We start from the raw sequence: 23,498 nt of genomic DNA, 5'->3' as shown, positions 1-23,498 counted from the left end.
GCCCGCGCGCTTATTTGTCGCGGAAATGGGTCTCCTTGGCCTCGATGGCGGCCTGCGCCGCGGCCAGGCGCGCCACCGGCACGCGGTAGGGCGAGCAGGAGACATAATCCAGCCCGACCGTTTCGCAGAAAGCGATGGAGGCCGGGTCGCCGCCATGCTCGCCGCAAATGCCCAGCTTCAGATGCGGCTTCTTGGCCCGCCCCTGCTCGGCGCCGATCCTCACCAGCGCGCCGACACCCTCGACATCGATGGAGACAAACGGATCCTTCGGCAGGATGCCCTTCTCGACATAAACCGGCAGGAACTTGCCGGCATCGTCGCGGGAGAGGCCAAACGTGGTCTGCGTCAGATCGTTGGTGCCGAAGGAGAAGAAATCCGCCGCCTCGGCGATCTGCCCGGCGGTCAGCGCCGCGCGCGGCAGTTCGATCATCGTGCCGATGGAATATTCGATGGTCGTGCCCGTCTCGGCGAACACGGCCTTGGCGGTGCTCTCCACCTGGGCGCGGGTAATATCCAGCTCCTTCTTGGCGCCGACCAACGGGATCATGATCTCCGGCACGGGCGCCTTGGCGGTCTTGGCCACCTCGACCGCCGCCTCGAAAATCGCGCGGGCCTGCATCTCGTAGATTTCCGGATAGGTGACACCCAGACGGCACCCGCGATGGCCAAGCATCGGGTTGGCTTCGGACAGCTCCTCCCCGCGCTCGCGGATGGTGGCGGCGTCCATGCCCAGCGCCTCGGCCACCTCGGCCAGTTCGGCCTCGCCATGCGGCAGGAATTCATGCAGCGGCGGGTCGAGCAGGCGGATGGTGACCGGCAACCCTTCCATGATCCTGAACAGCGAGACGAAATCCTCCCGCTGGAAGGGCAGCAGCTTGGCCAGCGCGGCGCGGCGGCCATCCTCGTTCTTGGCCATGATCATCTGGCGCACGGCGCCGATGCGGGCGGGATCGAAGAACATATGCTCGGTCCGGCACAGGCCGATGCCCTCGGCGCCAAATTTGCGGGCGGTCTCGGCATCCAGCGGGGTTTCCGCGTTGGTGCGCACCTTCAGGCGGCGGGCCGCGTCGGCCCATTGCATCAGCGTGCCGAAATCGCCGGAAAGCTGCGGCTCAATCATCTTCACCGCCCCGGCATAAACCTCGCCGGTGGCGCCATCGATGGTCATGATGTCGCCCGCGCGCAGCGTCACGCCACCGGCGGAAAGCGTCTGCGCGCCATAATCGACGGAGATGCCGCCGGCACCGGCCACGCAGGGGCGCCCCATGCCGCGCGCCACCACGGCGGCGTGGCTGGTCATGCCGCCACGGGTGGTGAGAATGCCCTGGGCGGCGTGCATGCCATGAATATCCTCTGGCGAGGTCTCGATCCGCACCAGCACCACGGCCTCGCCCTTGCCCGCGCGCAGCTCCGCCTCGTCGGCGGAGAACACCACCGCGCCGGACGCCGCGCCCGGCGAGGCGGGCAGCCCCTTGGAGAAGAGTTTCTTCTCGGCCTTCGGGTCCAGTGTGGGGTGCAGAAGCTGGTCGAGCGCCGAGGGGTTCACCCGCATCACGGCGGTGTTCTTGTCGATCAGCCCTTCATTCGCCATCTCCACGGCGATGCGCAGGCTGGCGGCGGCGGAGCGCTTGCCCGAGCGCGTTTGCAGCATATAGAGCTTGTTCTGCTGCACCGTGAACTCGATGTCCTGCATATCCTTGTAGTGCTTCTCAAGGATGGCGCGGACATTATGCAGGTCCTTGTAGGCCTCCGGCAACGCCTCCTCCATGGAGACCTCGCCCGGCTTGGCATAGGCCTTGCTGAGCGGGCGCGGGGTGCGGATGCCCGCCACCACGTCCTCGCCCTGGGCGTTCACCAGATACTCGCCATAGAACTCATTGAGACCGGTGGAAGGGTCGCGGGTGAAGCACACGCCCGTGGCGCAGTCATCGCCCATATTGCCGAACACCATGGCCTGCACATTCACCGCCGTGCCCCAATCGGCCGGGATGTCGTGCAGACGGCGATAGACATTCGCGCGCGGGTTCATCCAGGACCCGAACACGGCGCCGATGGCGCCCCAGAGCTGGTCCTGCGGCTCCTGCGGGAACGGCTTGCCGATCTCCTCGGCCACCATCTTCTTGTATTCCTCGACCACGTCCTGCCAATGGGCGGGGGTCAGGGCGGTGTCCTCGGTGACATTGGCCTCCAGCTTCGCCTGCTCGATAATCTCCTCGAAACGGTGATGATCGACCCCCAGCACCACGGAGCCATACATCTGGATGAACCGGCGGTAGCTGTCCCACGCGAAGCGCGGATCGCCCGAAGCGGCGGCAAGCCCCAGAACCGTGGCGTCGTTGAGGCCGAGATTGAGCACCGTATCCATCATGCCCGGCATGGAGACGCGCGCGCCCGAGCGCACGGAAACAAGCAGCGGCTTGTCCTTGTCGCCAAATTTGCGCTCCACGGCCTTTTCGATGCGCGCCAGCGCCTCGTCCACCTGGGCCTTCAGATCGGCCGGGTAGTTATGGTCGTTCTCATAATAGGCGGTGCAAACTTCCGTGGTGATGGTGAAGCCGGGCGGAACGGGCAGATTAATGCTCGCCATTTCGGCCAGGTTGGCACCCTTGCCGCCGAGCAGGTTGCGGAGCGAGGCATTGCCATCATTCACGCCCGCACCAAAATTATAGACCCATTTCGTCATAATCTCTGGTCTCCCTCAACCTTCAATCCGAGAAAAATCAGCCACTTGGTTGACCGCCCCCGTGAAGCGCGCGAGCAATCGCAAACGATTGCGGCGCAATTCAGGCGATTCCGCATTGACCGTCACATTTTCAAAAAACGCGTCGATCGCGGGGCGTAGGCCAGCCAGGCGGCTCATCGCCAATTCAAACGCCTCCGCCTCCAGCAGAGGCGTCAGATCGGCCCGCGCCAGCAGGCCGCTCAGAGCACGCTCCTCGTCCTGCGTGAAGCAGGCCGTGTCCGGCGCCGCGTCGTGCGGGCCGTCCTTGGCGTTTTCGATCCTCAGGATATTGGCCGCGCGCTTATAAGCGGCAAGAAGATTCTCGCCATCTTCCGTGACGAGCATGCCCTCCAGCGCCTCGACGCGCTTCATCAGCCGCACCAGATCGTCATCCTCGCCGGCGGCCAGCACCGCGTCCAGCACATCGAAACGCTTGCCCTCGCCACGCAGTTTCACGCGCAGGCGTTCAATCACGAAGGCGAATAATTCCGCCCCGGCCTTGCCCAGCAGCTGGTGCAAATTCAGCCGCAGATCATTCTCCAGAATAATGCGGATCACCCCCAGCGCGCAGCGGCGCAGCGCGAACGGGTCGCCCGAGCCGCTCGGCTTCTCGCCGATGGCGAAGAATTCCCGCAGCGTATCCAGCTTGTCCGCCAGCGCCACGGCAACGGCCACGGTGCCGGTGGGCACGTCGTCGGAGGGCCCTTTCGGCTGATAATGGCTGCGCACGGCGGCACCGACCGCCTCGGCCTGCGGCTGGCCGGGATTCTGACGCATGACATAATAGCCGCCCATGATGCCTTGCAGTTCCGGGAACTCGCCGACCATGCCGGTGACCAGATCCGCCTTGCAGACCATGCCCGCCAGCCGCGCCAGATTGGCGGCCTCGGCATCCTGCGGCGCCAGCTTCGTCGCGATCAATTGCGCCAGTTCGGAAATGCGGACGGCGCGCTGATATTGCGTGCCGATCTTGGCGTGGAAGGTGATCTTCTCCAGCTTCGGCAGCAAGGTGAGCAGCGGCGCCTTGATATCCAGCGCCCAGAAATGCCGCGCATCCGCCAGGCGCGCGCGCAGCACCCGCTCATTGCCCGCGACGATCGCCGCGCCGCCATCATCCGCTTCCAGATTGGCGATGAAGGCGAAATACGGCGCCGGCTTGCCCGCCGTGTCGCGCAGGGCGAAATATTTCTGGTTGATCTTCATGGACAGCTCACGCACTTCCGGCGGCAGTTCCATGAATTCCGGATCGATCTTGCCGATCAGCGCGACCGGCCATTCGGCCAGCCCCGTCACCTCGTCCAGCAGCCCTTCATCCGGCGCCACGGAAAGATTTTCCCGGGCCACGCACGCCGCCAAGCCTTCGGAAATCTTTTCCCGGCGCTCCCGCGGGCTGGCGATCACATGATGCTCGCGCAGCTTCTCTTCCCACATGACGGCGGAGGCGACGGCGAATGGCCCCGGCCCGTGCACACGGTGCCCCTCGGTCTGGTTGCCGCTTTCCACCGGCCCCAGCTTGAAGGGCACCACCGCGCCATCCAGCAGGCACACCACCCGGCGCAGCGGGCGCACCCAGGTGAACTCCCCGCCCGACCCCCAGCGCATGGATTTCGGCCAGGGCAGCTTCGCCAGCAGGTCCGGCAGCGTGGCGGCGATAAAGCCGGCGGCGGGCTGGGCGGGGAATTGCTTATTCAGCACCCAGAAATCGCCCTCCTGAACCAGATCCTCCTTGGCGGCGCCGTGCTTGCGCAGGAACCCCGCCAGAGCCTGGTCAGGCGCGGTCAGGCGCGGGCCGCGTTCAGCCACCGCGCTGGCCGCCACCGCGTCCGCCACCTCGGCCGCCAGGGCGATACGGCGCGGGCCGTAAAACACCTGCTTCACGTCAATATTCAGCGGCTTCAGCGCCTGGGCGCAAATCCCCTCGAGCTGCGTGCCCGCCCCGGCCTGCATGCGCGCCGGAATCTCTTCCGAAAAGAGTTCGATGAAGAATTCGGCCATCTTACTCTCCCGCCACCCAGGCTTCGGCGCAGGCCTTCGCCAGGGTCCGCACCCGGGCGATATAAGCGGCGCGCTCCGCCACCGAAATCACGCCCCGCGCATCCAGAAGATTGAACAGATGGCTGGCCTTGATGCATTGATCGTAAGCCGGCTGGGCCACGCCCGCCTTCACCAGGGCCTGGCACTCGGCCTCGGCGTCCTCGAAATGCCGCGCCAGCATCCCGGTATTGGCCAGCTCGAAATTATGCCTGGAATAATCGCGCTCGGCGCGCAGGAACACATCGCCATAGCTCACGCCCTGGCCGTTGAAATCCAGGTCGTAGACATTCTCCACGCCCTGCACATACATGGCCAGGCGCTCCAGCCCGTAAGTGATCTCGGAGGACGGCGCGACGCAGGCAATGCCGCCCACCTGCTGGAAATAGGTGAACTGCGTCACCTCCATGCCGTCGCACCAGACTTCCCAGCCCAGGCCCCAGGCGCCCAGCGTCGGGCTTTCCCAGTCATCCTCGACGAAACGTATGTCATGCTTGCGCCGGTCGATGCCGATGGCGTCATAGCTGGCGAGCAGCAAATCCTGGATATTGTCCGGGCTGGGCTTCAACAGCGCCTGATATTGATAATAATGCTGCAAGCGGTTCGGATTCTCGCCATAACGCCCGTCCGAGGGCCGGCGGGAGGGCTGCACATAGGCGGCTTTCCAGGGTTTTGGCCCCAAGGCGCGCAAGGTGGTGGCCGGGTGAAAGGTGCCTGCCCCCATCTCCACGTCGTAAGGCTGGAGAATCACGCAACCCTGCTTGGCCCAGAAGGCGTGCAATGTCAGAATGATGTCCTGGAAGCTCTTCGGCTTCCCCGGTGTGCTGTGGACTGTCATGGACCTTTGGTTAAACTGACGCGCCGCAGCAATACGGCCCCGGACCCGGAAGAGCAACCGCGAAGGACAGAAAATGGGCAGAATCGTGCAGTTTGAGACCCAGGATTTGGCTGGCGCGGCGCTGGCGGTGCTGGCCGGGGGCGGGGCCTTCGCGTTCAGGGAACTGGCGATCGTTCCGCGCGCAACCGTGGGGATCTGCGCCGCCGCCGGCGCGCCGGGCTGGTGCGTGCCGCGCGGCTGGGTGCTGAGCGGGCAATATTACGGCGCGTTCGGCTGGGCGGCGCTGGCGGCGGGGCTGGCGGCCTTTTTTTGGGGCAGCCGGGCGGTGGCGGGGCTGGCCATCGGCCTCGGCATCGCCGCCGTGGTGAATTATAACGGCACATCGGGCATTTCCGGCGCCGCCCTGGGGCTGATCGCCTGGCTCAGCCTGCTGACGGGCCGGTCCGGCTGGACCCGCCCATAGGCCACGCGCCCAACCCGCCGAAATGCGCCGGCTTACAACCCAACCTTGCCCATGGCCAGAAACTTCTCCCGGCGCTTGGTCTTCAAGGCCTCCGGCGTCTGGCCCAGCAGCGGCGCCAACGCCGCCTCCACCGCATCGCCCAGGCTGACGAGGGCCGCTTCCGGGTCGCGGTGAGCGCCGCCCACCGGCTCGGACACGATCTCGTCGATCAACCCCAGCTTCTTGAGATCCTGGGCGGTGATGCGCATGGCCTCGGCCGCCGTGGGGGCCTGGGCGGCATCGCGCCAGAGGATGGAGGCGCAACCCTCCGGTGAGATCACCGAATAAATCGCGTGCTCATACATCAGCACCGCATTGCCCGCCGCCAGCGCGATGGCGCCGCCGGAGCCACCCTCGCCGATGATGGTGGCGATGAAGGGCACCGGCGCGTCCAGGCATGCCTCGATCCCGCGCGCGATGGCTTCGGCCTGGCCGCGCGCCTCGGCCTCGATGCCCGGAAAAGCGCCGGAGGTGTCCACGAAGGTGAGAATCGGCAGATGAAAGCGCCCGGCCAGCTCCATCAGGCGCCGGGCCTTGCGGTAGCCCTCCGGCTTGGCCATGCCAAAATTATGATTGAGGCGGGTTTCGGTGTCCGTGCCCTTCTCGGTGCCGATCACCATCACCGCCTTGCCCCGGAAGCGGCCCATGCCGCCAACGATGGCGGCGTCGTCCGCGTAGGCCCGGTCGCCCGCCAGCGGGGTGAAATCCTCGATCAACGCGGAAATCACGTTCAACGCCTTCGGCCGCTCCGCATGGCGGGCCACCTGGGTTTTCTGCCAGGGGGTCAGCTTGGCATAGATGGCCTTGAGCTGCGCATCCGCCTTGGTGGAGAGCTTGGCGACCTCGTCGACGATATTGATCTCGCCGGGAGCCGCGCTCATCCGCCGCAGCTCCTCGATCTTGCCTTCAAGCTCGGCGACAGGTTTTTCAAATTCCAGATACTGGCGCATGGACCGGGGGCTTAGCACATATCAGCGGCGAGGAAAGCCTCAAGACATCCGGCGGGGCACAGCCGCGGGCGGATCGCTATTTCGCCTTCAGCAGATCCCGGATCTCGGTCAGCAGCGTTTCCGTCTGAGTGGGGCCGGGCGCGGCCGCCGGCGGCGCTTTATATAGCTTCTGGATCAGGCGCACGAGCCAGAAGATGGCCGCCGCGATGATCAGGAAATTGATCAGGGAATTGAGGAAAACCCCGTAATTGAGGGTCACGTCCCCGGCTTTCTGCGCCGCCGCGAGGGTGGCCGCGGGCGTGCCCTTGAGGGTGATGAAGTGATTCGAGAAATCGACCCCGCCCGTGATCAGGCCGATGACCGGGTTGATGATGTCCTTCACCAGCGAGTTGACGATTCCCGTGAAGGCCGCGCCGATGACCACGCCGACCGCCAGATCGACGACATTGCCGCGCATGATGAAGGCCTTGAAATCATCCACCCAACCCGGCTTCTTCATGTGCACCGGGTTCTTCAGCAAGTCAGACATCACAGCCCCTCCGAGTCGATCTGTTCGTAACATGTACAAACAGAGTCTTAATCCGCAACCCTTTTTAGACTCCTGTTGATCTCTTTCCTCAATGTCTCCTCTTTGAAACATATCGGCGCGGCGGCGCGGCGAAGCTTCCCTCGCAAAAATTCCTCATAAGGAACAATCCATGGCCGGGGCGGCGCGGACATGGTGGGTTAAAAGCCTGAAATAACTGGTGCAAACGATCAGATTGCCAGGGCCTGCCCCCTGGTTGCCTCCCAACCGGGCGCGACGGCGCGCGCGATTGAGACATAACGAAACTTGCGCGGCGCGGCGCGGGTCTGAAAGAACCGGCCCAAGCAGCAGGAGAATCGAATGTTCAGGAAATGCCTCATGCTCGCCCTGGCGCTGACGCTTGCCGGGTGCGGCAAGGGAACGGGCCGCACCACCGGCACCGCCGCCGGCGGCGCCGCCACGGGCGCGCTCATCGGTATCGTCGGCGGGCCCATCGGCGTTGTGGTGGGGGCCGGTATCGGCGCGGGGGCGGGGGCCATCGCGGGCTCCAACACCACCCCCAAGCAGGTGGATCTCGGCAACGCGCCCTGGGAGAAAAAAACCCAGTAAAAGCGGGCATTCCCGCTCATCTGGGCCAAAAGTCAGAAAACCTTAAACTTGCTTTCACGCCGATGGCGCTAGCAAGACCCGGCAGCCTGGACCCTGGCCACCACCTCCAGGTCCGGCTGCCGGATGGCGGGCCGTGGTGGCCCGTCATCCGCGAATGACGGATTAACGGATGACGGATTGACGGATGACGGATCGGGGCCGATCAGGCGCCAGCCAGCGTCATGCCCTCGATCCGCAGGGTCGGCGCGTCGGTACCGCGCTTGAATTCGAGGTCGCTGGCGGGGGTGAGGTTCAGGAACATGTCCTTCAGGTTCCCGGCGATGGTGAATTCCGCCACCGGCTCGGCGATCTGGCCGTTGCGGATCATGAAGCCCGACGCCCCGCGCGAATAATCGCCGGTGAGGCCGTTGATGCTGGAGCCCATCATTTCGGTCACATACAGCCCCTCGGCAATGTCGGCCATGAGTTGCGCGGGGGTCATTTTGCCCGGCTCCATGTAGAAATTGCTCAAGCCCCCGGCATGGCCGTTGGTTTTCAACCCAAGCTGGTTGGCGGCGCGGGTGTCCAGCACCCAATCCGTCAAAACGCCATCCGCGATGAAATTCATCCGCCGCACCGCCTGCCCTTCACGGTCGAAGGGGCGGGAGCGGCGGCCGCGCACGCGCAGCGGGTCGTCCACGATGTTGATGCCAGGCGCGAAGATCCGCTGGCCCAGCGCATCCTTCAGGAAAGAGGTGCCTCGCGCGATGGACGCACCCGAAATGGCGCTGGAGAGATGCCCCAGGAGCGAGCCCGCCACGCGCGGGTCGAACAGCACCGGCAGCTTGGCCGTGGCCGGGCGCCTGGGGTTGAGCCGGGCCAGCGCGCGGGCGGCGGCGTTGCGGCCAAGCTGGGCCGGATCGCCCAGATCCTCGCCATGGATCACGGAGTCGAAATCGTAATCGCGCTGCATGCCCGTACCCGCGCCCGCGATGGCGGTGACGGAAACCCCATGAAAGGAGCGCGCATATTCGCCCAGGAACCCGTGGCTGGTGGCCAGCACCGAGACGGAGCGGGACCAGGAGGCGGAGGCCCCTTCCGAATTGGTGATGCCGGGCACCGCCAAGGCCGCTTCCTCCGCCAATGCGGCGCGTTCGATCAGCAGGTCCGCACTCGGCTCCGCCGGGTCGTCCAGCTCCAGAAAAGCGGCATCCGGCGCGGGCGGGGCGATGGGGATTTCGGCATAGGGGTCTTCAGGCACCACTTTCGCCATCGCCACCGCCTGCCCGGCCAGACGCTGAAAAGCGTCACGATCGATGGAGCTGGCGGAAACACTGGCCGAGCAACGGCCCAGGAACACGCGCAGGCCAAGCTCCGTGGTCTCGGCGCGCTCACTCTCCTCGATCTTGCGCAGGCGGCGCTGAATGCCGACGGAAGTGCCTTCATACAGCCCCACCTCGGCCACCTCGGCCCCGGCGCGCCGCGCCGCCTCCAGCAAGGCCGCGGCGGCATCGCCCAGCCGGCTCACGCGGCCAGCCGGTCGATGATGGAGGAGAATTTCGGCACCTGCGCCACCGGGCCGATGGTGGCCAAAGTGGGTTTCTGCCGGAAAATGCGCATGGCGCAAGCGCGTATATCCTCGATCGTCACGGCATTGATCTTACCCACGGTTTCCCCCACCGGAATGATCCGTCCGAACACCTGCCATTGCCTGGCCAGTTGCTCGCAACGGCTGCCGGTGGATTCCAAGCTCATCAGCAGCCCGGCCTTCAACTGGGCGCGCGCGCGGTTCAGCTCGGCCTCGCTCACCTCGCCTTGCACCTTCTCCAGCTCTTCCAACGTCACCGGGATCAGCTCCGCGGCCTCGGATTCGCCGGTACCCGCGTAAATCCCGAACAGCCCGCCATCCTTGGCGGGGGCGGTGAAACTGTAGATGGAATAGACCAGCCCGCGCTTCTCCCGGATTTCCTGGAACAGCCGCGAGGACATGCCGCCCCCCAGCAGGGTGGAGAGCAGCATGGCCGGATAATAATCCGCCTCGCCATAAGACGGGGAATTGAAGCCCAGCACGATATGCGCCTGGTCCAGATCGCGCAGCTCCCGATATTCGCCGCCCATGTAATCGGCGGGCATCGGCGCGCTGCGATCCGCCCGGGGCAGATCGGCGAAATGCGTCTCCACCAGCTCCACCACCTGCTCGTGACGCAGATTGCCGGAGGCGGCGATCACCATATTGTCCGGCGTGTAATGCTGGCTCATGAAGCCGGGCAGCGCCTCGCGCTTCATGGTGCGGATGATCTGCTCGGTGCCCAGCACCGGGCGGCCCATCGGCTGCGCCGGATAGGCGGCTGACTGGAAATGGTCGAAGACGATGTCGTCGGGCGTGTCGTTGGACTGGCCGATCTCCTGGAGGATCACGCCGCGTTCGCGCTCCAGCTCCTCCGGCTCGAAGGTCGAGTGGCAGAGAATATCGCCGATAATATCGGCCCCCAGCGCCAGATCCTCCTTCAGCAGCTTGACGTAATAGGCCGTCTGCTCGCGGGAGGTATAGGCGTTGATATGCCCGCCGACATTCTCGATCGCCTCGGCGATGTCCGCCGCCGAGCGGTGCTCGGTGCCCTTGAAGGCCATATGTTCGAGAAAATGCGCCACGCCGTTTTCGGCGGCGGTCTCATGGCGGGTGCCCGCGGCCACATAAGCGCCGAAGGACACGGTCTCCACACGCTCCATGCGCTCGGTCAGAACGGTGAGGCCGGAGGGCAGCGTGGTGATGGAAACTTGTTCAGGCATTCTGGTTCCTGTTCGCGAAATTCCGCACCAATGTCTCGATCGTGGCCAGATCGGCCGGGGCGCGGGTCAAGGTCTCTTTCCTGTCATATAGGTCGGAAAGATGCGGCGGTAGGGGCGGGCGGCTGCCCACAGCTTTTTGAATGGCATCCGGAAACTTGGCCGGGTGCGCGGTGGCGGCGGCGATCACCGGCAGGCCCACCGGCGCGCAGTCGCGCCCCGCCGCCAGGCCGATGACGCTGTGCGGGTCCGCCAGATAGGCGCTTTGCGCGTAAAACCGCGCGATTTCCTTCAAGGTCGCCTCGTCGTCCAGCCGGTAGCCCTGGAACTGGTGGCGGATGGCCCGCCAGACCGGGGCCGCCACCGTCATTTTGCCGTGACCGCGGAAATCCGCCATCGTCCTGGCTGTCAACGCCGCGTCGCGGCCCAGGAACTCGAACAAAAGCCGTTCGAAATTGGAGCTGACGCCGATATCCATGGAGGGGGAAAGGCTCGGCTCGACGGTTTTCACGCTCATGTCGTTGGCGTCGAGGAAACGGGTGAGGATGTCGTTGCGGTTGGACGCGACGATGAATTTGGCGATCGGCAGGCCCATCTGCCTGGCCGCCCAGGCGGCCAGGATATTGCCGAAATTGCCGGTGGGCACCGCCACCGCCACCTCGCGCTCGGGCGCGCCCAAATTCAACGCGGCATAGACATAATAGGGGATCTGCCCGGCGATGCGGGCGAAATTGATGGAATTCACCGCCGAGAGGTTCATCTCCGTCCGGAACGGGGCATCCGCGAACATCGCCTTCACCAGGTCCTGGCAATCGTCGAAATTGCCCGCCACCGCGATGTTCAGCACGTTATCGGCCTTGACCGTGGTCATCTGGCGGCGCTGCACCTCGGAGGTCTTGCCTTCGGGGTGGAGGATGGTGATGTCGATATTCTTGCGGTTGGCCACGGCCTCGATGGCGGCCGAGCCGGTATCGCCGGAGGTGGCGCCGACGATGCGCACCCTCTCGCCCCGCTTGGCCAGCACATGTTCGAACAGATGGCCCACCAGTTGCAGCGCCATGTCCTTGAAGGCCAGCGTGGGGCCATGGAACAATTCCAGCGCGTAGAGATTGGTGTCCACCTGCGCTAGCGGCGCGACGGCCTTATGGGCGAACCCCGCATAAGCGCGCCGGCACATGGCCAGAAGGTCGGGATAATCGATGCTGCCCGCCGTGAACGGGGCAATGATTTTCGCCGCCAGCTCGGCATAAGGCAGGCCGCGCAGGGCCTTCAGCTCGGCGGCGGAAAAACGCGGCCAGCCTTGCGGCATATAGAGCCCGCCATCGGCGGCCAGGCCCGCCAGCAGCACACCGGCGAAATCCATCTCCGGGGCCTGGCCCCGCGTCGAAACATAGCGCATCGAAAATCCCTTATTCCCGGGTGCCTATACTATCGGCAAAGGGCGGGCAGCAATGCGTCCAGCCTTTTGGTCCCTTGCGCGGTGGCGGCCAGCCGGTCCTGGGTGAGGGTGAGATAACCCTCGGCCAGGCATTCCTCCAGAATACCGGGTTCCAGCGCATCCATCAGGGCCACGCCGGTGCGCGCCGCGAAACGCTGGGTGGAAACCCCCTCCCGCAGCCTGAGCCCCATGATCAGCGCTTCCCGGGCACGGTCTTGCGCGGGGATCTCCTCTTCCAGCGTGGTGCCATGGCCATGGACGCTCACGCGCTCCATCCAGGCTTCCGGGGCGCGGTGACGGGTGGTGGCCAGCAGCTTGCCGCCCAGGGAGAGCCGCCCATGCGCCCCGGGGCCGATGCCCGCATAATCGCCATAGCGCCAATAAGTGAGGTTATGCCGGCTCTCCCCGCCCGGCTTGGCGTAGTTGGAAACCTCGTAGCGGCGCAATCCATAGCGCCCGGCTTCCTCGGCGGTGATGTCGTAGAGCGCCTCGGCCTCATCCTCGTCCGGCAGCACGAACTCCCCGCGCGCATGCAGCGTGGCGAATTTGGTGCCATCCTCGATGGTAAGCTGGTAGAGGGAGAGGTGATCCGCCGCCAGATCCAGCGCCCGGCGCAGCTCCGCCCGCCAGGCGGGCTGGGTTTGACCGGGCCGGGCATAGATCAGATCAAAGGAAATGCGCGGAAAAATCCTCGCCCCCAGCTCGATGGCGGCGATGGCCTGCGCCGCGCTGTGCTGGCGGCCCAGAAACCGCAATGAATCCGGATCGAAACTCTGCACGCCGATGGAGATTCGGTTGACCCCGGCCGCGCGATACCCGGCGAAATTCTCCGCCTCGATGCTGGTGGGATTGGCTTCCAGCGTGATCTCCGTCTCCGGCGCCAGATCGAACAGCCGCCCGGAATCCGCGATCAGCTCCGCCACGCTCTCCGGGGCCATCAGGCTCGGCGTGCCCCCGCCGAAGAAGATGGACTCCACCCGCCTCGCGCCCAGCCGCGCGGCCTCGAACGCCAGCTCCCTCTTCAACGCGGCCAACATCGCCGCCTGGGGCAAGGCCGCGCGGACATGGGAGTTGAAGTCGCAATAAGGGCATTTGGCCAGGCAGAAGGGCCAGTGGAAATAGAGCGCCAGCGGGTCCATGCCCCCGGCATAGCCGCGCGGCCCGGCGGAAGCGAGTGGGGACAAACGGAAATTATCCTTTTTGTAATGTTTTCGGCGCGATACCGCCCGCGCCGGACAACAAAACCACCTCGCCGGCACGTTGAAATGAGAAAAATCAAAGCATACAAACCAAGATATGAGGTAGATTTTTCTTCTTTCCACGCTCATTCAAGAACAGGAGACGATCGGATGATCCAAGACTGGACCCAGCTCATCGAAAACATGAATGGCGGGGTCAAAAATCTCCGCCAGGGCGCGCCGGAGACGATGCAGGGCTTCTCCGCCTTGGCGAAGGGGGCTCTGGGCGGCACCGCCCTCGACAAGAAAACCAAGGAGCTGATCGCACTGGCCATCGGGGTTGCGGTGCGTTGCCAGCCTTGCATCGCCTATCATTCGGAAAGCGCGGCCAAGAGCGGCGCCACGCGCGAGGAAGTGCTGGAGACGATGGGCATGGCGATTTACATGGGAGCCGGACCTTCGGTGATGTATGCCGCCCATGCGCTGGAAGCCTTCGACCAGATGAAAGCCGCGCAAGCCAAATAAGCGCGGCCGGAGCGCGCGGGCGGTGGTTGGCAAAGACGCACCGCCCGCCTATCCCGGCACCATGGAAACCATCCGCGTCGAGAACCTCGTCAAGCGCTACCCGCACACGCTGGCGGTGGATGACCTTTCCTTTTCGCTGGCGCGCGGCCAAATTCTGGGGCTGCTGGGCGGCAATGGCGCGGGCAAGACCACCACCATCTCCATGCTGCTGGGGCTTTTGGTGCCAACCTCCGGGCGGATCACCGTGCTGGGGCACGACATGGCGAAAAACCGCTTCGCCGCGCTGGCCCGGATGAATTTTTCCTCACCTTATATCGCCCTGCCCGCCCGCCTCACGGTGCGGGAGAATCTGCAAGTATATGGGCTGCTCTATAACGTGCCGAAGCTGACCGCGCGGATCGATCAGCTCGCGGCGCGCTTCCGGCTGACCGAGCTGCTGGCGCGCCCGGCGGGCGACCTGTCCGCCGGGCAGAAAACCCGCGTGGCGCTGGCCAAATCGCTGCTCAACCGGCCGGATGTGCTGCTGCTGGACGAACCCACCGCCAGCCTGGACCCGGATACGGGCGATTATGTGCGCACCGCCCTGGAGGAATACCGGGCGGAGACCGGCGCCTCCATCCTGCTCGCCTCGCACAACATGGCGGAGGTGGAGCGGTTATGCGACCATGTGCTGATGATGAAGCAGGGCCGCGTGGCGGACCGGGGCGCGCCGGACGACCTCATCGCCCGTTATGGGCGGGAGGATATGGAGGAAGTGTTTCTGCACATCGCCCGCAGCGAGGCGATATGAACAGCGCGGCGCAACGCATCTGGGGTTTGATTTACCGGCATCTCTGCATGTACCGGCGCTCCTGGCCGCGCCTGGTGGAAATCGCCTACTGGCCGACCCTGGAATTGCTGATCTGGGGTTTCACCGCGAATTTCTTCAGCCGGGACATTCACGCCGGCGCGGCGGTGCTGGCCGGAACGGCGCTGATCGCGGGCGTGCTGCTGTGGGAGATCGTGCTGCGCGCGCAGATCGGCGTGACCTTCAGCTTCCTGGAGGAGATCTGGTCGCGCAATCTCGGCCATCTCTTCGTCAGCCCGCTGCGCCCGGCGGAGCTGGTGGCGGCCCTGCTCTGCGTCTCCGCGATCCGGACATTCATTGGCCTGCTTCCCGCCACAATCATCGCGTTCCTGCTCTACCATTATGACCTGTTCGCGCCCGGCCCGGTAATGGTGCTGTTCTTCCTCAACCTGCTTGTCATGGGCTGGTGGGTGGCGCTTGGCATCGTGGCGCTGCTGTTCCGCTACGGGGCCGGGGCCGAGGCGCTGGCCTGGACCATCGCCTTCGGCATCACGCCCTTTGCCTGCGTGTTCTATCCCGTCGCCTCGCTGCCCAGCTGGCTACAGCCCGTGGCCCTGGCCCTGCCCGCCGCGCATGTCTTCGAGGGGCTGCGCGCCCTGCTGCTGAACGGCCTCACCGACTGGGCGGCGTTCGGCTGGGCCGCCGTGCTGAACGCCCTTTGGGCGCTGGCCGCCATTGCCGTGTTCGGCGCCGAATTCCGCCGCGCCCGTATTCGCGGCGCCCTGACCTCGATCGGAGAATGAGCATGCACCGCTTCTGGCTCATCCGCCATGCCCTGGTTGACCGCAACAACTTGGCCTATCTGTACGGAACGGACGACGTGCCCATCTGCGCGGACACGATGGCGGCGCAGGCCCCGCAATATGAGGCCCTGGCCGCCCGGCTGCCCCGCCCGGCGCGGCTGGTCTGCACCCCCCTCACCCGCACCCAGCTCACCGCGGACGCGCTGGTGCGCGGCGGCTACCCCGCGCAGGAGAGGCAGATCGAACCCGCCTTCATCGAACAGGATTTCGGGGACTGGCAGGGCGTGCCCATTTCCCGCTTCGAATCACGCGGCCATGAGGAGCGGCATCCGTTCTGGCCGATCCATGCCGCGGAGACGCCGCCGGGAGGCGAGAGTTTCGCCCAGCTTATCCGGCGCGTGGGCGCCGGGCTGGAATCATTGCTGGAGGGCGCGTCCGGCAACGACACGATCATCGTCAGCCATGGCGGGGCCATCCGCGCCGCCTGCGCCTACGCGATGGGCCTGACACCGCATCAGGCGCTCTGCCTGCAGATCGACAATATCTCCCTCACCCGTATCGAGCGGAGTCAGCGCGGCTGGCGCGTATTGTCGGTCAATGAACATTCCGCCATGTCCACTTGCCCGCCGGACACAACGCCCCCACCTGCGAAACCATGGCGGGAAGCACCGTCAAAACAGGGAGTTCCCTCATGAAACGCCTGATGCTCACGGCCATCATGGCCACCGCCATCGCCACGCCGGCCCTGGCCGATTCCAACCAGCATCTCGTCGACAGCTCCACCCTGGCGCTGGAAGACATGATGGGCGGCGCCCAAGGCACCCAGGCGCAGGAATTTCTGCGCAAGGCCAAGGCCGTGGTGATCTGCCCCAACGTATTCCGCGCCGGATTCTTCATCGGCGGCGAGGGCGGCGGCTGTGTGCTCTCCGCCCGCACGGCGGATGGCGGCTGGTCCAGCCCGGCGCTTTATTCCATGGGCAGCGGCAGTTTCGGGCTGCAAATTGGCGTGCAAAGCGCCGAGGTCATGATGATCATCATGACCGATGGCGGGTTGAATGCCTTGCTGAACTCCCAATTCAAGATCGGCGCCGATGCGGGCATCTCCGTGGCCACGCTGGGCGCTGGGGTGACAGGCGCCATGTCCACCGCCTGGAACGCGGACATTATCAGCTTCTCCAAGAGCCAGGGGCTGTATGGCGGCGTTTCGCTCTCCGGCACCGTGCTGTCCAACGATTCCGGGGCCGAGCAAAAATATTATGGCCAGGCGCTCTCGGCCCGGCAGATTGTGGTCGATGGCCAGGGCAACAATCCTGGCGCGAACCCGCTGCGCATGACGCTGCAACATTACGGCGCGCCGGCCCCCGCCCCAACGACCTTGCCCGAACCGCCGCACACAAACGCCGCGCCGGCACAGCAATCCGCCCCCGCGCAGTCGGCGCCCATCCAGTCCACGCCCCTGCAACAGCCGCAATAGGCGGCTGGCCGCCGCTAAAAAACAACCGGGGTTTGTAAGGCTGTTTGCAAAACCTCTCAAACCCCGGAAACCCGCCATCGCCTCGGCGTGTTGTTCTGTTGTGTTTCCCAGGCCACGGCGAGGCCGCGCGCCCTTGAGCCGGGGCAGGCCTACCAGCCCATGCCGCCGCCCATCATGCCCCAGCTCATGCCAAACCCGGGCCCCATGCCAAATCCAGGGCCCATGCCAAATCCGGGGCCCATGCCGGGCCCCCATCCGGGCATCCGCGCGCCATCGGCCATGCCGGGCAATATCTCCTGGGCTTGGCCCTGCTGATAAGGGGTGAGGTGTGGCACCAGCGCCGCGGCCGCCTTCTTTTCCTGCTCATAACCTTGCTTCATCAGCGACACCATCCGGTCCATGGCCGCGAAACGCTGCTCGGGCGTCCATGTGCCGCCGGGAGCGGATTGCCAGCCGGAGCGCATGCCGTTCCACAGCTGGGTGCGCGCCGCCAGAACCGCCGCCACGTAGCTGTCCCAGGCATCCATTTCGGAGGCTGTGATCTTCAGCTCATCCTTCAACGCGTTCAGATGGTCTTGGGCCAAATTGGCTGGGTTGGCACCCTGGCCGCCATCCCAACCCCGCATCATCCCCGGCCCCATGCCGGGATACCCGTTCGCCATCCCCGCGCCATATCCCTGGCCCGCCATGCCGCCAGCTTCCTGCCCGCCTGGCATTTGCGCCATCGCGGCCCCCGCCAAACCCAAGAGCATGACGGTTCCCAAACCCAATCCGCGCATTGTCCGGTTCATATGCCGATCTCCCATCCATTCCACTCCAGGAACGTGAGCCGGGCCGGCGGAACGCGCCTTGACCTCGCTCAACCCTCCATGAAAAAGCCGCCCGCCAAAAAAGCGGACGGCCCGTGACCGGCAAACGGAAAACCCGCCTCAGTAAAAAACCGCCTCAGTACACGACGACGCTGCGGATGCTCTCACCCTTGCGCATCAGCTCGAAGCCTTCATTGATCCGCTCGAAGGGCATCACATGGGTGATGAGGCTGTCGATGTCGATCTTGCCCTCCATGTACCAGTCCACGATCCTCGGCACGTCGGTGCGCCCGCGCGCGCCGCCGAAGGCCGTGCCCTTCCAGGTGCGGCCCGTCACCAGCTGGAAGGGGCGGGTGGAAATTTCCTGCCCGGCGCCGGCCACGCCGATGATGATGGAGGTGCCCCAGCCGCGATGGCAGCATTCCAGCGCCTGGCGCATGACATTCACATTGCCGATGCACTCGAAGGAATAATCCGCGCCGCCATCGGTGAGATTGACAAGATAAGGCACCAGATCCCCGCCGATCTCGGAGGGGTTGACGAAATGCGTCATGCCGAATTTCTCGGCCATCTCCTTACGGCCGTTATTCAGATCCACGCCGACGATCTTATCGGCCCCGGCGATGCGCGCGCCCTGGATCACGTTGAGGCCGATGCCACCCAGCCCGAACACCACCACATTGTCGCCCGGCTTCACTTTCGCGGTGTTGAACACAGCGCCGATACCCGTGGTCACGCCGCAGCCAATATAGCAGATCTTCTCGAAGGGCGCGTCCTCGCGCACCTTGGCCAGGGCGATCTCCGGCAGCACGGTGAAATTGGCGAAGGTGGAACACCCCATGTAATGCATCACCGGCGCGCCGTCGCAGGAGAAGCGGGAGGTGCCGTCCGGCATCACGCCCTTGCCTTGCGTGGCGCGGATGGCGGTGCAGAGATTGCTCTTCTGCGAGAGGCAGGTTTTGCACTGGCGGCATTCCGGCGTGTAGAGCGGAATCACGTGATCGCCCTTTTTGAGCGAGGTGACGCCAGGGCCGACATCCACCACCACGCCCGCGCCCTCATGCCCCAGAATGGCGGGGAAAATACCCTCCGGATCCGCGCCGGAGAGGGTGTATTCATCCGTATGGCAGATGCCGGTGGCTTTCACCTCCACCAGCACCTCGCCGAATTTCGGCCCTTCAATATCCACCGTTTCCAGCGACAGCACCTTGCCCGGTGCCCGCGCCACAGCCGCCCTTGTCTTCATGGTTCCACTCCCTTGAACGCAGATGCCGGATAGCCCTGCGCGAAGAGCAGGGCGGTCAGATCCGTATGCACCACCTTGTTGACGACTTCCGCCGCCACAACGGGCTTCGCGTGATAGGCGATGCCAAGCCCCGCGGCTTTCAACATCGGCAGATCGTTGGCGCCATCGCCCACGCTGAGGCAGGCGGTGAGCTTCACGCCGCGCGCCTCGGCGAATTCCTCCAGCGAGGCCAGCTTGGCGGTCTTGTCCAGAATTGGCTCGCCAACCTCGCCCGTCAAGGCCGTGCCGTCATCCAGCAGCGTATTGGCGCGGTTGATGGCAAAGCCCAGCTCGGCCGCCACGCGGGCGGTGAAAAAGCTGAACCCGCCGGACACCAGCGCCGTGGTGGCGCCAAACGCGTTCATGGTGGCCACCAGCGCGCGGGCACCGGGGCAATATGCGATATTGGCCCAGGTTTCCTCCAGCGCGCGCACGGGCAGGCCCTTCAGCAGCCCCACGCGCTCGCGGATGGCCTCGTGAAAATCCAGCTCGCCATTCATCGCCCGGGCGGTGATGGCGGCGATCTTGTCCTTGATGCCGGCGCAGGCGGCTAGCTCGTCCAGTGTTTCGGCGGTGACGATCGTGCTGTCCATATCCGCCACCAGCACGGCCTTGCGGCGGCCGCGCGGGCGGGTGAGGAAAATATCCACCGCCTTATGGGTCATCACCGCGTCAAGGGCCGAACGGTCCGGCGCGGCGGGGGCCTGAAATTCCGCCGCGCGTCCATCCTCAAGCCAGACGAGGTTGCGGCCCTGTGCATAGGCCATGGCGCGGGCGACATCCTGCGCCGTGAGGGGCCCGGCCTCACGGCTGGCCACGAGGGTGACGATGTGGGAATGAGCGGCTGTCATGAGCGCGACCGATAGGGCAGAGACGGGTTTTGGGCAACGGAGCGGGCTGATCATCGCCGGGCCGACGGCGAGCGGCAAATCCGCCCTGGCCCTGGCCATCGCGAAAGAGCGTGGCGGCAGCGTCATCAATGCCGACGCCATGCAATGCTACCGGGAGCTGCGCGTGCTCACCGCCCGGCCCAGCACGGCCGACGAGGCACAGGCGCCGCACCGCCTTTATGGCGTGCGCCGCGCGGGTGAGCCGGCCAACGCGGCCTGGTGGCGCCAGGCCGCGCGGGTGGAGATGGAGGCGGCCGGCTTTCCCATCCTGTGCGGCGGCACGGGACTTTATTTTTCCGCGCTGATCAAGGGCATCGCCGATATTCCCGACCCTGGCGAGGCCGCCCGCGCCGAGGCGAGGCGCCTGCTGGCGGAGATCGGCCCCGAGGCGCTGCATGCGAAGCTGGACGCGCAAACCGCCGCGAAGCTGAAACCGGCCGACAGCCAGCGCGTCACCCGTGCCTATGAGGTGCTGTTGGGCACCGGCAAGGGGCTCGCCCATTGGCAGGCCCGCCCCACCGAGAGGCTGCAAGGCTGGCGGCTGAAGATGATCTTGCTCGACCCGCCGCGCCCGCTCCTGCGCGAAGCCATCGAGACCCGCTTTGACGCGATGCTGGCGCAGGGCGCGCTGGACGAGGCACGGGCCCTGCTGGCCCAGGAGCTGCCGCCGGACCTGCCGTTATTGCGCGCCCATGGCATGCCGGAACTGGCCGCCCATCTGCGCGGCGAGATTAGCCTGGAAGAGGCCAAGGCCCGCGCCGTGCTGGCCACCTTTCAATACACCAAACGGCAGATGACCTGGTTCCGGCATCAGGCGCTGACAAGCAAGACAGACATGCAAATAATTCATTCAAGAATAACCCAGGAAACGAAATTTTCAGAAAATATTTTCGGCACATAAGAAATATTATAAAAATCCCCGGTTGACCTTCCTGGTCTGGCGCTGTACCGGGACTGGGATAACCCGACATATCATGGCAGGACCACAATGGACGGCACGATTGCATCCCCCGAGCTGATGAATTCCGGAGCGGAAGCCCTGCTCCGGGCTCTCAAGGCGCAGGGCGTGGATGTGATTTTCGGCTATCCCGGCGGCGCCGTATTGCCGATTTACGACGCGATTTTCCAGCAGAACGAGATCAAGCACATCCTCGTCCGCCATGAGCAGGCGGCGGTGCACGCGGCGGAGGGCTATGCCCGCTCCACCGGCAAGGTGGGTTGCGTGCTCGTCACCTCCGGCCCCGGCGCCACCAATGCCGTGACCGGCCTGGTGGACGCGCTGATGGATTCCATTCCGCTGGTCTGTCTGTGCGGCCAGGTGCCCACGCATCTCATCGGCAACGACGCCTTCCAGGAAGCGGACACCACCGGCATCACCCGTCCGGCGACCAAGCATAATTACCTGGTCAAGAAATCCGAGGATCTGGTGCGCGTGGTGCATGAGGCCTTCCTGGTGGCGCGCACCGGCCGCCCCGGCCCGGTGCTGATCGACCTGCCGAAGGACATATTGATCGCTCAAGCGCCGTATCGTGAGCCCGTCCAAACCCAGCACCGTTCCTACCGCCCCCGGACCGAGCCGGACCCGCGCCGGATCGAGGAAGCCGTGGCGCTGCTCAAGCGCGCCGAACGCCCGGTGATCTATGCCGGCGGCGGCGTGATCAATGCCGGGCCGGAAGCTTCGCGCCTGCTCACCGAGTTCACGCGCCTGACCGGTTTTCCCATCACCAACACATTGATGGGGCTGGGCACGTTCCCGGCATCCGACCCGCTCTTTCTGGGCATGCTGGGCATGCACGGCACCTATGAGGCGAATCTCGCCATGCATGGGTGCGACGTGATGCTGAATATCGGCGCCCGCTTCGACGACCGCGTGACCGGGCGGCTCAACGCGTTTTCGCCCCACTCCAAGAAAATCCACGCGGATATCGACCCGTCCAACATCAACAAGACAGTGCCGGTGGATGTGCCGGTCGTCGGCGATGCGCTGGCGACGCTGAAGGCGCTGATCGCGGCATGGAAGAAAGACACCACGCCGGTCGACCGCAATGCGCTGGCGCAATGGTGGGCGCAGATCGATGTGTGGCGGGCGAAAAACTCGCTGCGCTTTCATCAGGCGCGCGAGGCGGGCAGCATCATCAAGCCGCAATACGCCATCCAGCAGCTTTATAAGGCCACGCGCGGGCGCGAGACCTATATCACCACCGAGGTCGGCCAGCACCAGATGTGGGCGGCCCAGCATTTCAAGTTCGAGAAGCCGAACCACTGGATGACCTCTGGCGGGCTGGGCACCATGGGCTACGGCCTTCCCGCCGCCATGGGCGTGCAAGTCGCCCATCCGGACGCGCTGGTGGTCGACATCGCCGGCGAGGCCAGCACGCTGATGAACATCCAGGAGATGGGCACGCTGGCGCAGTTCCGCCTGCCGGTGAAGATCTTCATCCTGAACAACCAATATATGGGCATGGTGCGCCAATGGCAGGAGCTTCTGCATGGCGGGCGCTATTCCAGCTCCTATTCCGAGGCGCTGCCTGATTTCGTGAAGCTCGCGGAGAGCTTCCACGCGGTGGGGCTGCGCGCGCAAACGGTGGACGATCTGGACCGCGTGATCGCCGAGATGATCGCCGTGGACAAGCCGGTGATCGCCGATATCTGCGTGGATCAGGCGGAGAATGTGTTCCCGATGATCCCCTCCGGGGCCGCGCATAATGAAATGCTGCTGGGGCCCGGCAACCAGGATGGCACCGGCCCGGCCGTGACCAATGAAGGGATGGCGCTGGTTTAATGTCTGACATGAATTTGCGCTCCGCCACCATTTCGGTGTTGGTGGAGAACGAGGCTGGCGTGCTGGCGCGCGTCATCGGGCTGTTTTCCGGCCGTGGGTACAATATCGACAACCTCACCGTGGCGCCGGTGGAGCGGGACGGCTCCAAGAGCCGCATCACCGTGGTCACGCGCGGCACGGCGATGGTGATCGAGCAGATCAAGGCGCAGCTCGACCGCCTGGTGCCGGTCTATAAGGTGCTGGACCTGTCCGAAGGGCCGCACCTGGCGCGGGAGCTGGCATTGATCAAGGTGATCGGCGCGGGCGAGAAGCGGGCCGAGGCGCTGCGCCTGGCGGATGCGTTCCGGGCCCGCGTGATCGACGCGACAACGGAGAGCTTTACCTTCGAGCTGACGGGTGCCACCGACAAGCTGGACGCGTTTCTGGACCTGATGCGCCCGCTGGGGCTGGCCGAGGTGTCCCGCACCGGCGTGGCGGCGATCGCACGCGGAACGAAGACGATTTCCTGAGGGATAAACCCAAAACCTCCCCGCCCCGGTGACCAAGCGGCATGGCCCGGCCAGATAAGCTCCGCCTGACCGGG

Annotated in this window: 22 protein-coding genes; 10 read left to right on the top strand and 12 right to left on the bottom strand. The window is 65.3% G+C overall.

Annotation, left to right across the window (positions count from 1 at the left end; translation table 11 throughout):
- Nucleotides 1-10: 10 nt before the first annotated feature.
- Genes ppdK through AB7D48_RS05400 form a run of 3 tightly spaced genes read right to left on the bottom strand, consistent with a single transcriptional unit; the run spans nt 11 to nt 5,591 of the window.
- Nucleotides 11-2,683 carry a pyruvate, phosphate dikinase gene (ppdK, locus tag AB7D48_RS05410; protein ID WP_427976306.1) on the bottom strand — a complete coding sequence of 891 codons (2,673 nt, stop codon included), beginning with the start codon at nt 2,681-2,683 and terminating at the stop codon, nt 11-13.
- Between the two features lie 15 nt (nt 2,684-2,698).
- Entirely contained in the window at nt 2,699-4,717 is a 2,019-nt protein-coding gene (gene glyS / locus AB7D48_RS05405; protein WP_427976305.1) for a glycine--tRNA ligase subunit beta, read from the bottom strand.
- A 1-nt stretch (nt 4,718) separates the two neighbouring features.
- A complete protein-coding gene (locus tag AB7D48_RS05400; RefSeq protein ID WP_427976304.1) occupies nt 4,719-5,591 on the bottom strand; it encodes a glycine--tRNA ligase subunit alpha in 873 nt (290 codons plus the stop codon).
- Nucleotides 5,592-5,664: 73 nt separating this feature from the next.
- On the opposite strand from AB7D48_RS05400, the gene AB7D48_RS05395 reads away from it, so the two are divergent.
- Entirely contained in the window at nt 5,665-6,054 is a 390-nt protein-coding gene (locus AB7D48_RS05395) for a hypothetical protein (RefSeq protein WP_427976303.1), read from the top strand.
- A 32-nt stretch (nt 6,055-6,086) separates the two neighbouring features.
- On the opposite strand, the gene AB7D48_RS05390 is transcribed toward AB7D48_RS05395, so the two are convergent.
- Both AB7D48_RS05390 and mscL read right to left on the bottom strand, forming a co-directional pair.
- Nucleotides 6,087-7,043, bottom strand: a complete 957-nt coding sequence (locus tag AB7D48_RS05390) for an acetyl-CoA carboxylase carboxyltransferase subunit alpha (RefSeq protein WP_427976302.1) — start codon at nt 7,041-7,043, stop codon at nt 6,087-6,089.
- Between the two features lie 76 nt (nt 7,044-7,119).
- Nucleotides 7,120-7,572, bottom strand: coding sequence for a large conductance mechanosensitive channel protein MscL (gene mscL / locus AB7D48_RS05385; RefSeq protein WP_427976301.1), 453 nt, complete (start codon nt 7,570-7,572; stop codon nt 7,120-7,122).
- Between the two features lie 357 nt (nt 7,573-7,929).
- Here mscL and AB7D48_RS05380 point away from each other — a divergent pair, with 357 nt between their 5' ends.
- A complete protein-coding gene (locus AB7D48_RS05380) occupies nt 7,930-8,178 on the top strand; it encodes a hypothetical protein (protein WP_427976300.1) in 249 nt (82 codons plus the stop codon).
- 202 nt (nt 8,179-8,380) lie between these two features.
- Here AB7D48_RS05380 and AB7D48_RS05375 read toward each other — a convergent pair whose 3' ends face one another.
- Genes AB7D48_RS05375 through hemW form a run of 4 tightly spaced genes read right to left on the bottom strand, consistent with a single transcriptional unit; the run spans nt 8,381 to nt 13,521 of the window.
- Nucleotides 8,381-9,685: a TldD/PmbA family protein gene (locus AB7D48_RS05375; RefSeq protein ID WP_427976299.1), complete on the bottom strand. Its 1,305-nt coding sequence runs from the start codon at nt 9,683-9,685 to the stop codon at nt 8,381-8,383.
- On the bottom strand, nt 9,682-10,947 hold the full coding sequence (locus AB7D48_RS05370; RefSeq protein WP_427976298.1) for a M16 family metallopeptidase: 1,266 nt from the start codon (nt 10,945-10,947) through the stop codon (nt 9,682-9,684). Before AB7D48_RS05370 ends, AB7D48_RS05375 begins: the two co-directional genes overlap by 4 nt.
- Nucleotides 10,940-12,343 (bottom strand): threonine synthase, encoded by a 1,404-nt coding sequence (gene thrC, locus AB7D48_RS05365; protein WP_427976297.1) that lies wholly within the window; start codon nt 12,341-12,343, stop codon nt 10,940-10,942. Before thrC ends, AB7D48_RS05370 begins: the two co-directional genes overlap by 8 nt.
- A gap of 29 nt (nt 12,344-12,372) precedes the next feature.
- Nucleotides 12,373-13,521 carry a radical SAM family heme chaperone HemW gene (gene hemW / locus AB7D48_RS05360; protein WP_427976339.1) on the bottom strand — a complete coding sequence of 383 codons (1,149 nt, stop codon included), beginning with the start codon at nt 13,519-13,521 and terminating at the stop codon, nt 12,373-12,375.
- Nucleotides 13,522-13,731: 210 nt separating this feature from the next.
- Between hemW and AB7D48_RS05355 the strand changes: the two genes are divergently transcribed.
- From AB7D48_RS05355 to AB7D48_RS05335, 5 genes are read left to right on the top strand one after another with little or no spacing between them, the layout of a single operon-like run.
- Entirely contained in the window at nt 13,732-14,085 is a 354-nt protein-coding gene (locus tag AB7D48_RS05355; protein ID WP_427976296.1) for a carboxymuconolactone decarboxylase family protein, read from the top strand.
- A gap of 22 nt (nt 14,086-14,107) precedes the next feature.
- Nucleotides 14,108-14,875 carry an ABC transporter ATP-binding protein gene (locus AB7D48_RS05350; RefSeq protein WP_427976295.1) on the top strand — a complete coding sequence of 256 codons (768 nt, stop codon included), beginning with the start codon at nt 14,108-14,110 and terminating at the stop codon, nt 14,873-14,875.
- Nucleotides 14,872-15,675: an ABC transporter permease gene (locus AB7D48_RS05345; RefSeq protein ID WP_427976294.1), complete on the top strand. Its 804-nt coding sequence runs from the start codon at nt 14,872-14,874 to the stop codon at nt 15,673-15,675. The genes AB7D48_RS05350 and AB7D48_RS05345 overlap by 4 nt, the downstream gene beginning before the upstream one ends.
- Nucleotides 15,672-16,370 (top strand): histidine phosphatase family protein, encoded by a 699-nt coding sequence (locus AB7D48_RS05340; protein ID WP_427976293.1) that lies wholly within the window; start codon nt 15,672-15,674, stop codon nt 16,368-16,370. Before AB7D48_RS05345 ends, AB7D48_RS05340 begins: the two co-directional genes overlap by 4 nt.
- A complete protein-coding gene (locus AB7D48_RS05335) occupies nt 16,367-17,149 on the top strand; it encodes a lipid-binding SYLF domain-containing protein (RefSeq protein WP_427976292.1) in 783 nt (260 codons plus the stop codon). The genes AB7D48_RS05340 and AB7D48_RS05335 overlap by 4 nt, the downstream gene beginning before the upstream one ends.
- Before the next feature lie 149 nt (nt 17,150-17,298).
- Here the strand turns inward: AB7D48_RS05335 and AB7D48_RS05330 are convergent, their stop codons facing one another.
- From AB7D48_RS05330 to serB, 3 genes are all read right to left on the bottom strand, one after another.
- On the bottom strand, nt 17,299-17,901 hold the full coding sequence (locus AB7D48_RS05330) for a Spy/CpxP family protein refolding chaperone (protein ID WP_427976291.1): 603 nt from the start codon (nt 17,899-17,901) through the stop codon (nt 17,299-17,301).
- A gap of 193 nt (nt 17,902-18,094) precedes the next feature.
- A complete protein-coding gene (locus AB7D48_RS05325; protein ID WP_427976290.1) occupies nt 18,095-19,204 on the bottom strand; it encodes an S-(hydroxymethyl)glutathione dehydrogenase/class III alcohol dehydrogenase in 1,110 nt (369 codons plus the stop codon).
- Complete coding sequence (gene serB, locus AB7D48_RS05320) at nt 19,201-20,094, bottom strand: phosphoserine phosphatase SerB (RefSeq protein WP_427976289.1); 894 nt, start codon at nt 20,092-20,094, stop codon at nt 19,201-19,203. The genes AB7D48_RS05325 and serB overlap by 4 nt, the downstream gene beginning before the upstream one ends.
- Here serB and miaA point away from each other — a divergent pair.
- From miaA to ilvN, 3 genes are all read left to right on the top strand, one after another.
- Nucleotides 20,093-21,034, top strand: a complete 942-nt coding sequence (miaA, locus tag AB7D48_RS05315; RefSeq protein ID WP_427976288.1) for a tRNA (adenosine(37)-N6)-dimethylallyltransferase MiaA — start codon at nt 20,093-20,095, stop codon at nt 21,032-21,034. The two genes, serB and miaA, sit on opposite strands and share 2 nt — an antisense overlap.
- An 87-nt stretch (nt 21,035-21,121) precedes the next feature.
- A complete protein-coding gene (locus AB7D48_RS05310; RefSeq protein ID WP_427976287.1) occupies nt 21,122-22,915 on the top strand; it encodes an acetolactate synthase 3 large subunit in 1,794 nt (597 codons plus the stop codon).
- A complete protein-coding gene (gene ilvN / locus AB7D48_RS05305; protein WP_427976286.1) occupies nt 22,915-23,424 on the top strand; it encodes an acetolactate synthase small subunit in 510 nt (169 codons plus the stop codon). Before AB7D48_RS05310 ends, ilvN begins: the two co-directional genes overlap by 1 nt.
- Nucleotides 23,425-23,498: the final 74 nt, after the last annotated feature.

Source organism: Acidocella sp., from assembly GCF_050253495.1.
In the GTDB taxonomy this organism is placed as follows: Bacteria; Pseudomonadota; Alphaproteobacteria; order Acetobacterales; family Acetobacteraceae; genus Acidocella.
Note: the sequence above shows the minus strand (reverse complement) of the source record. Positions and strands in the feature narration are given on the sequence as shown.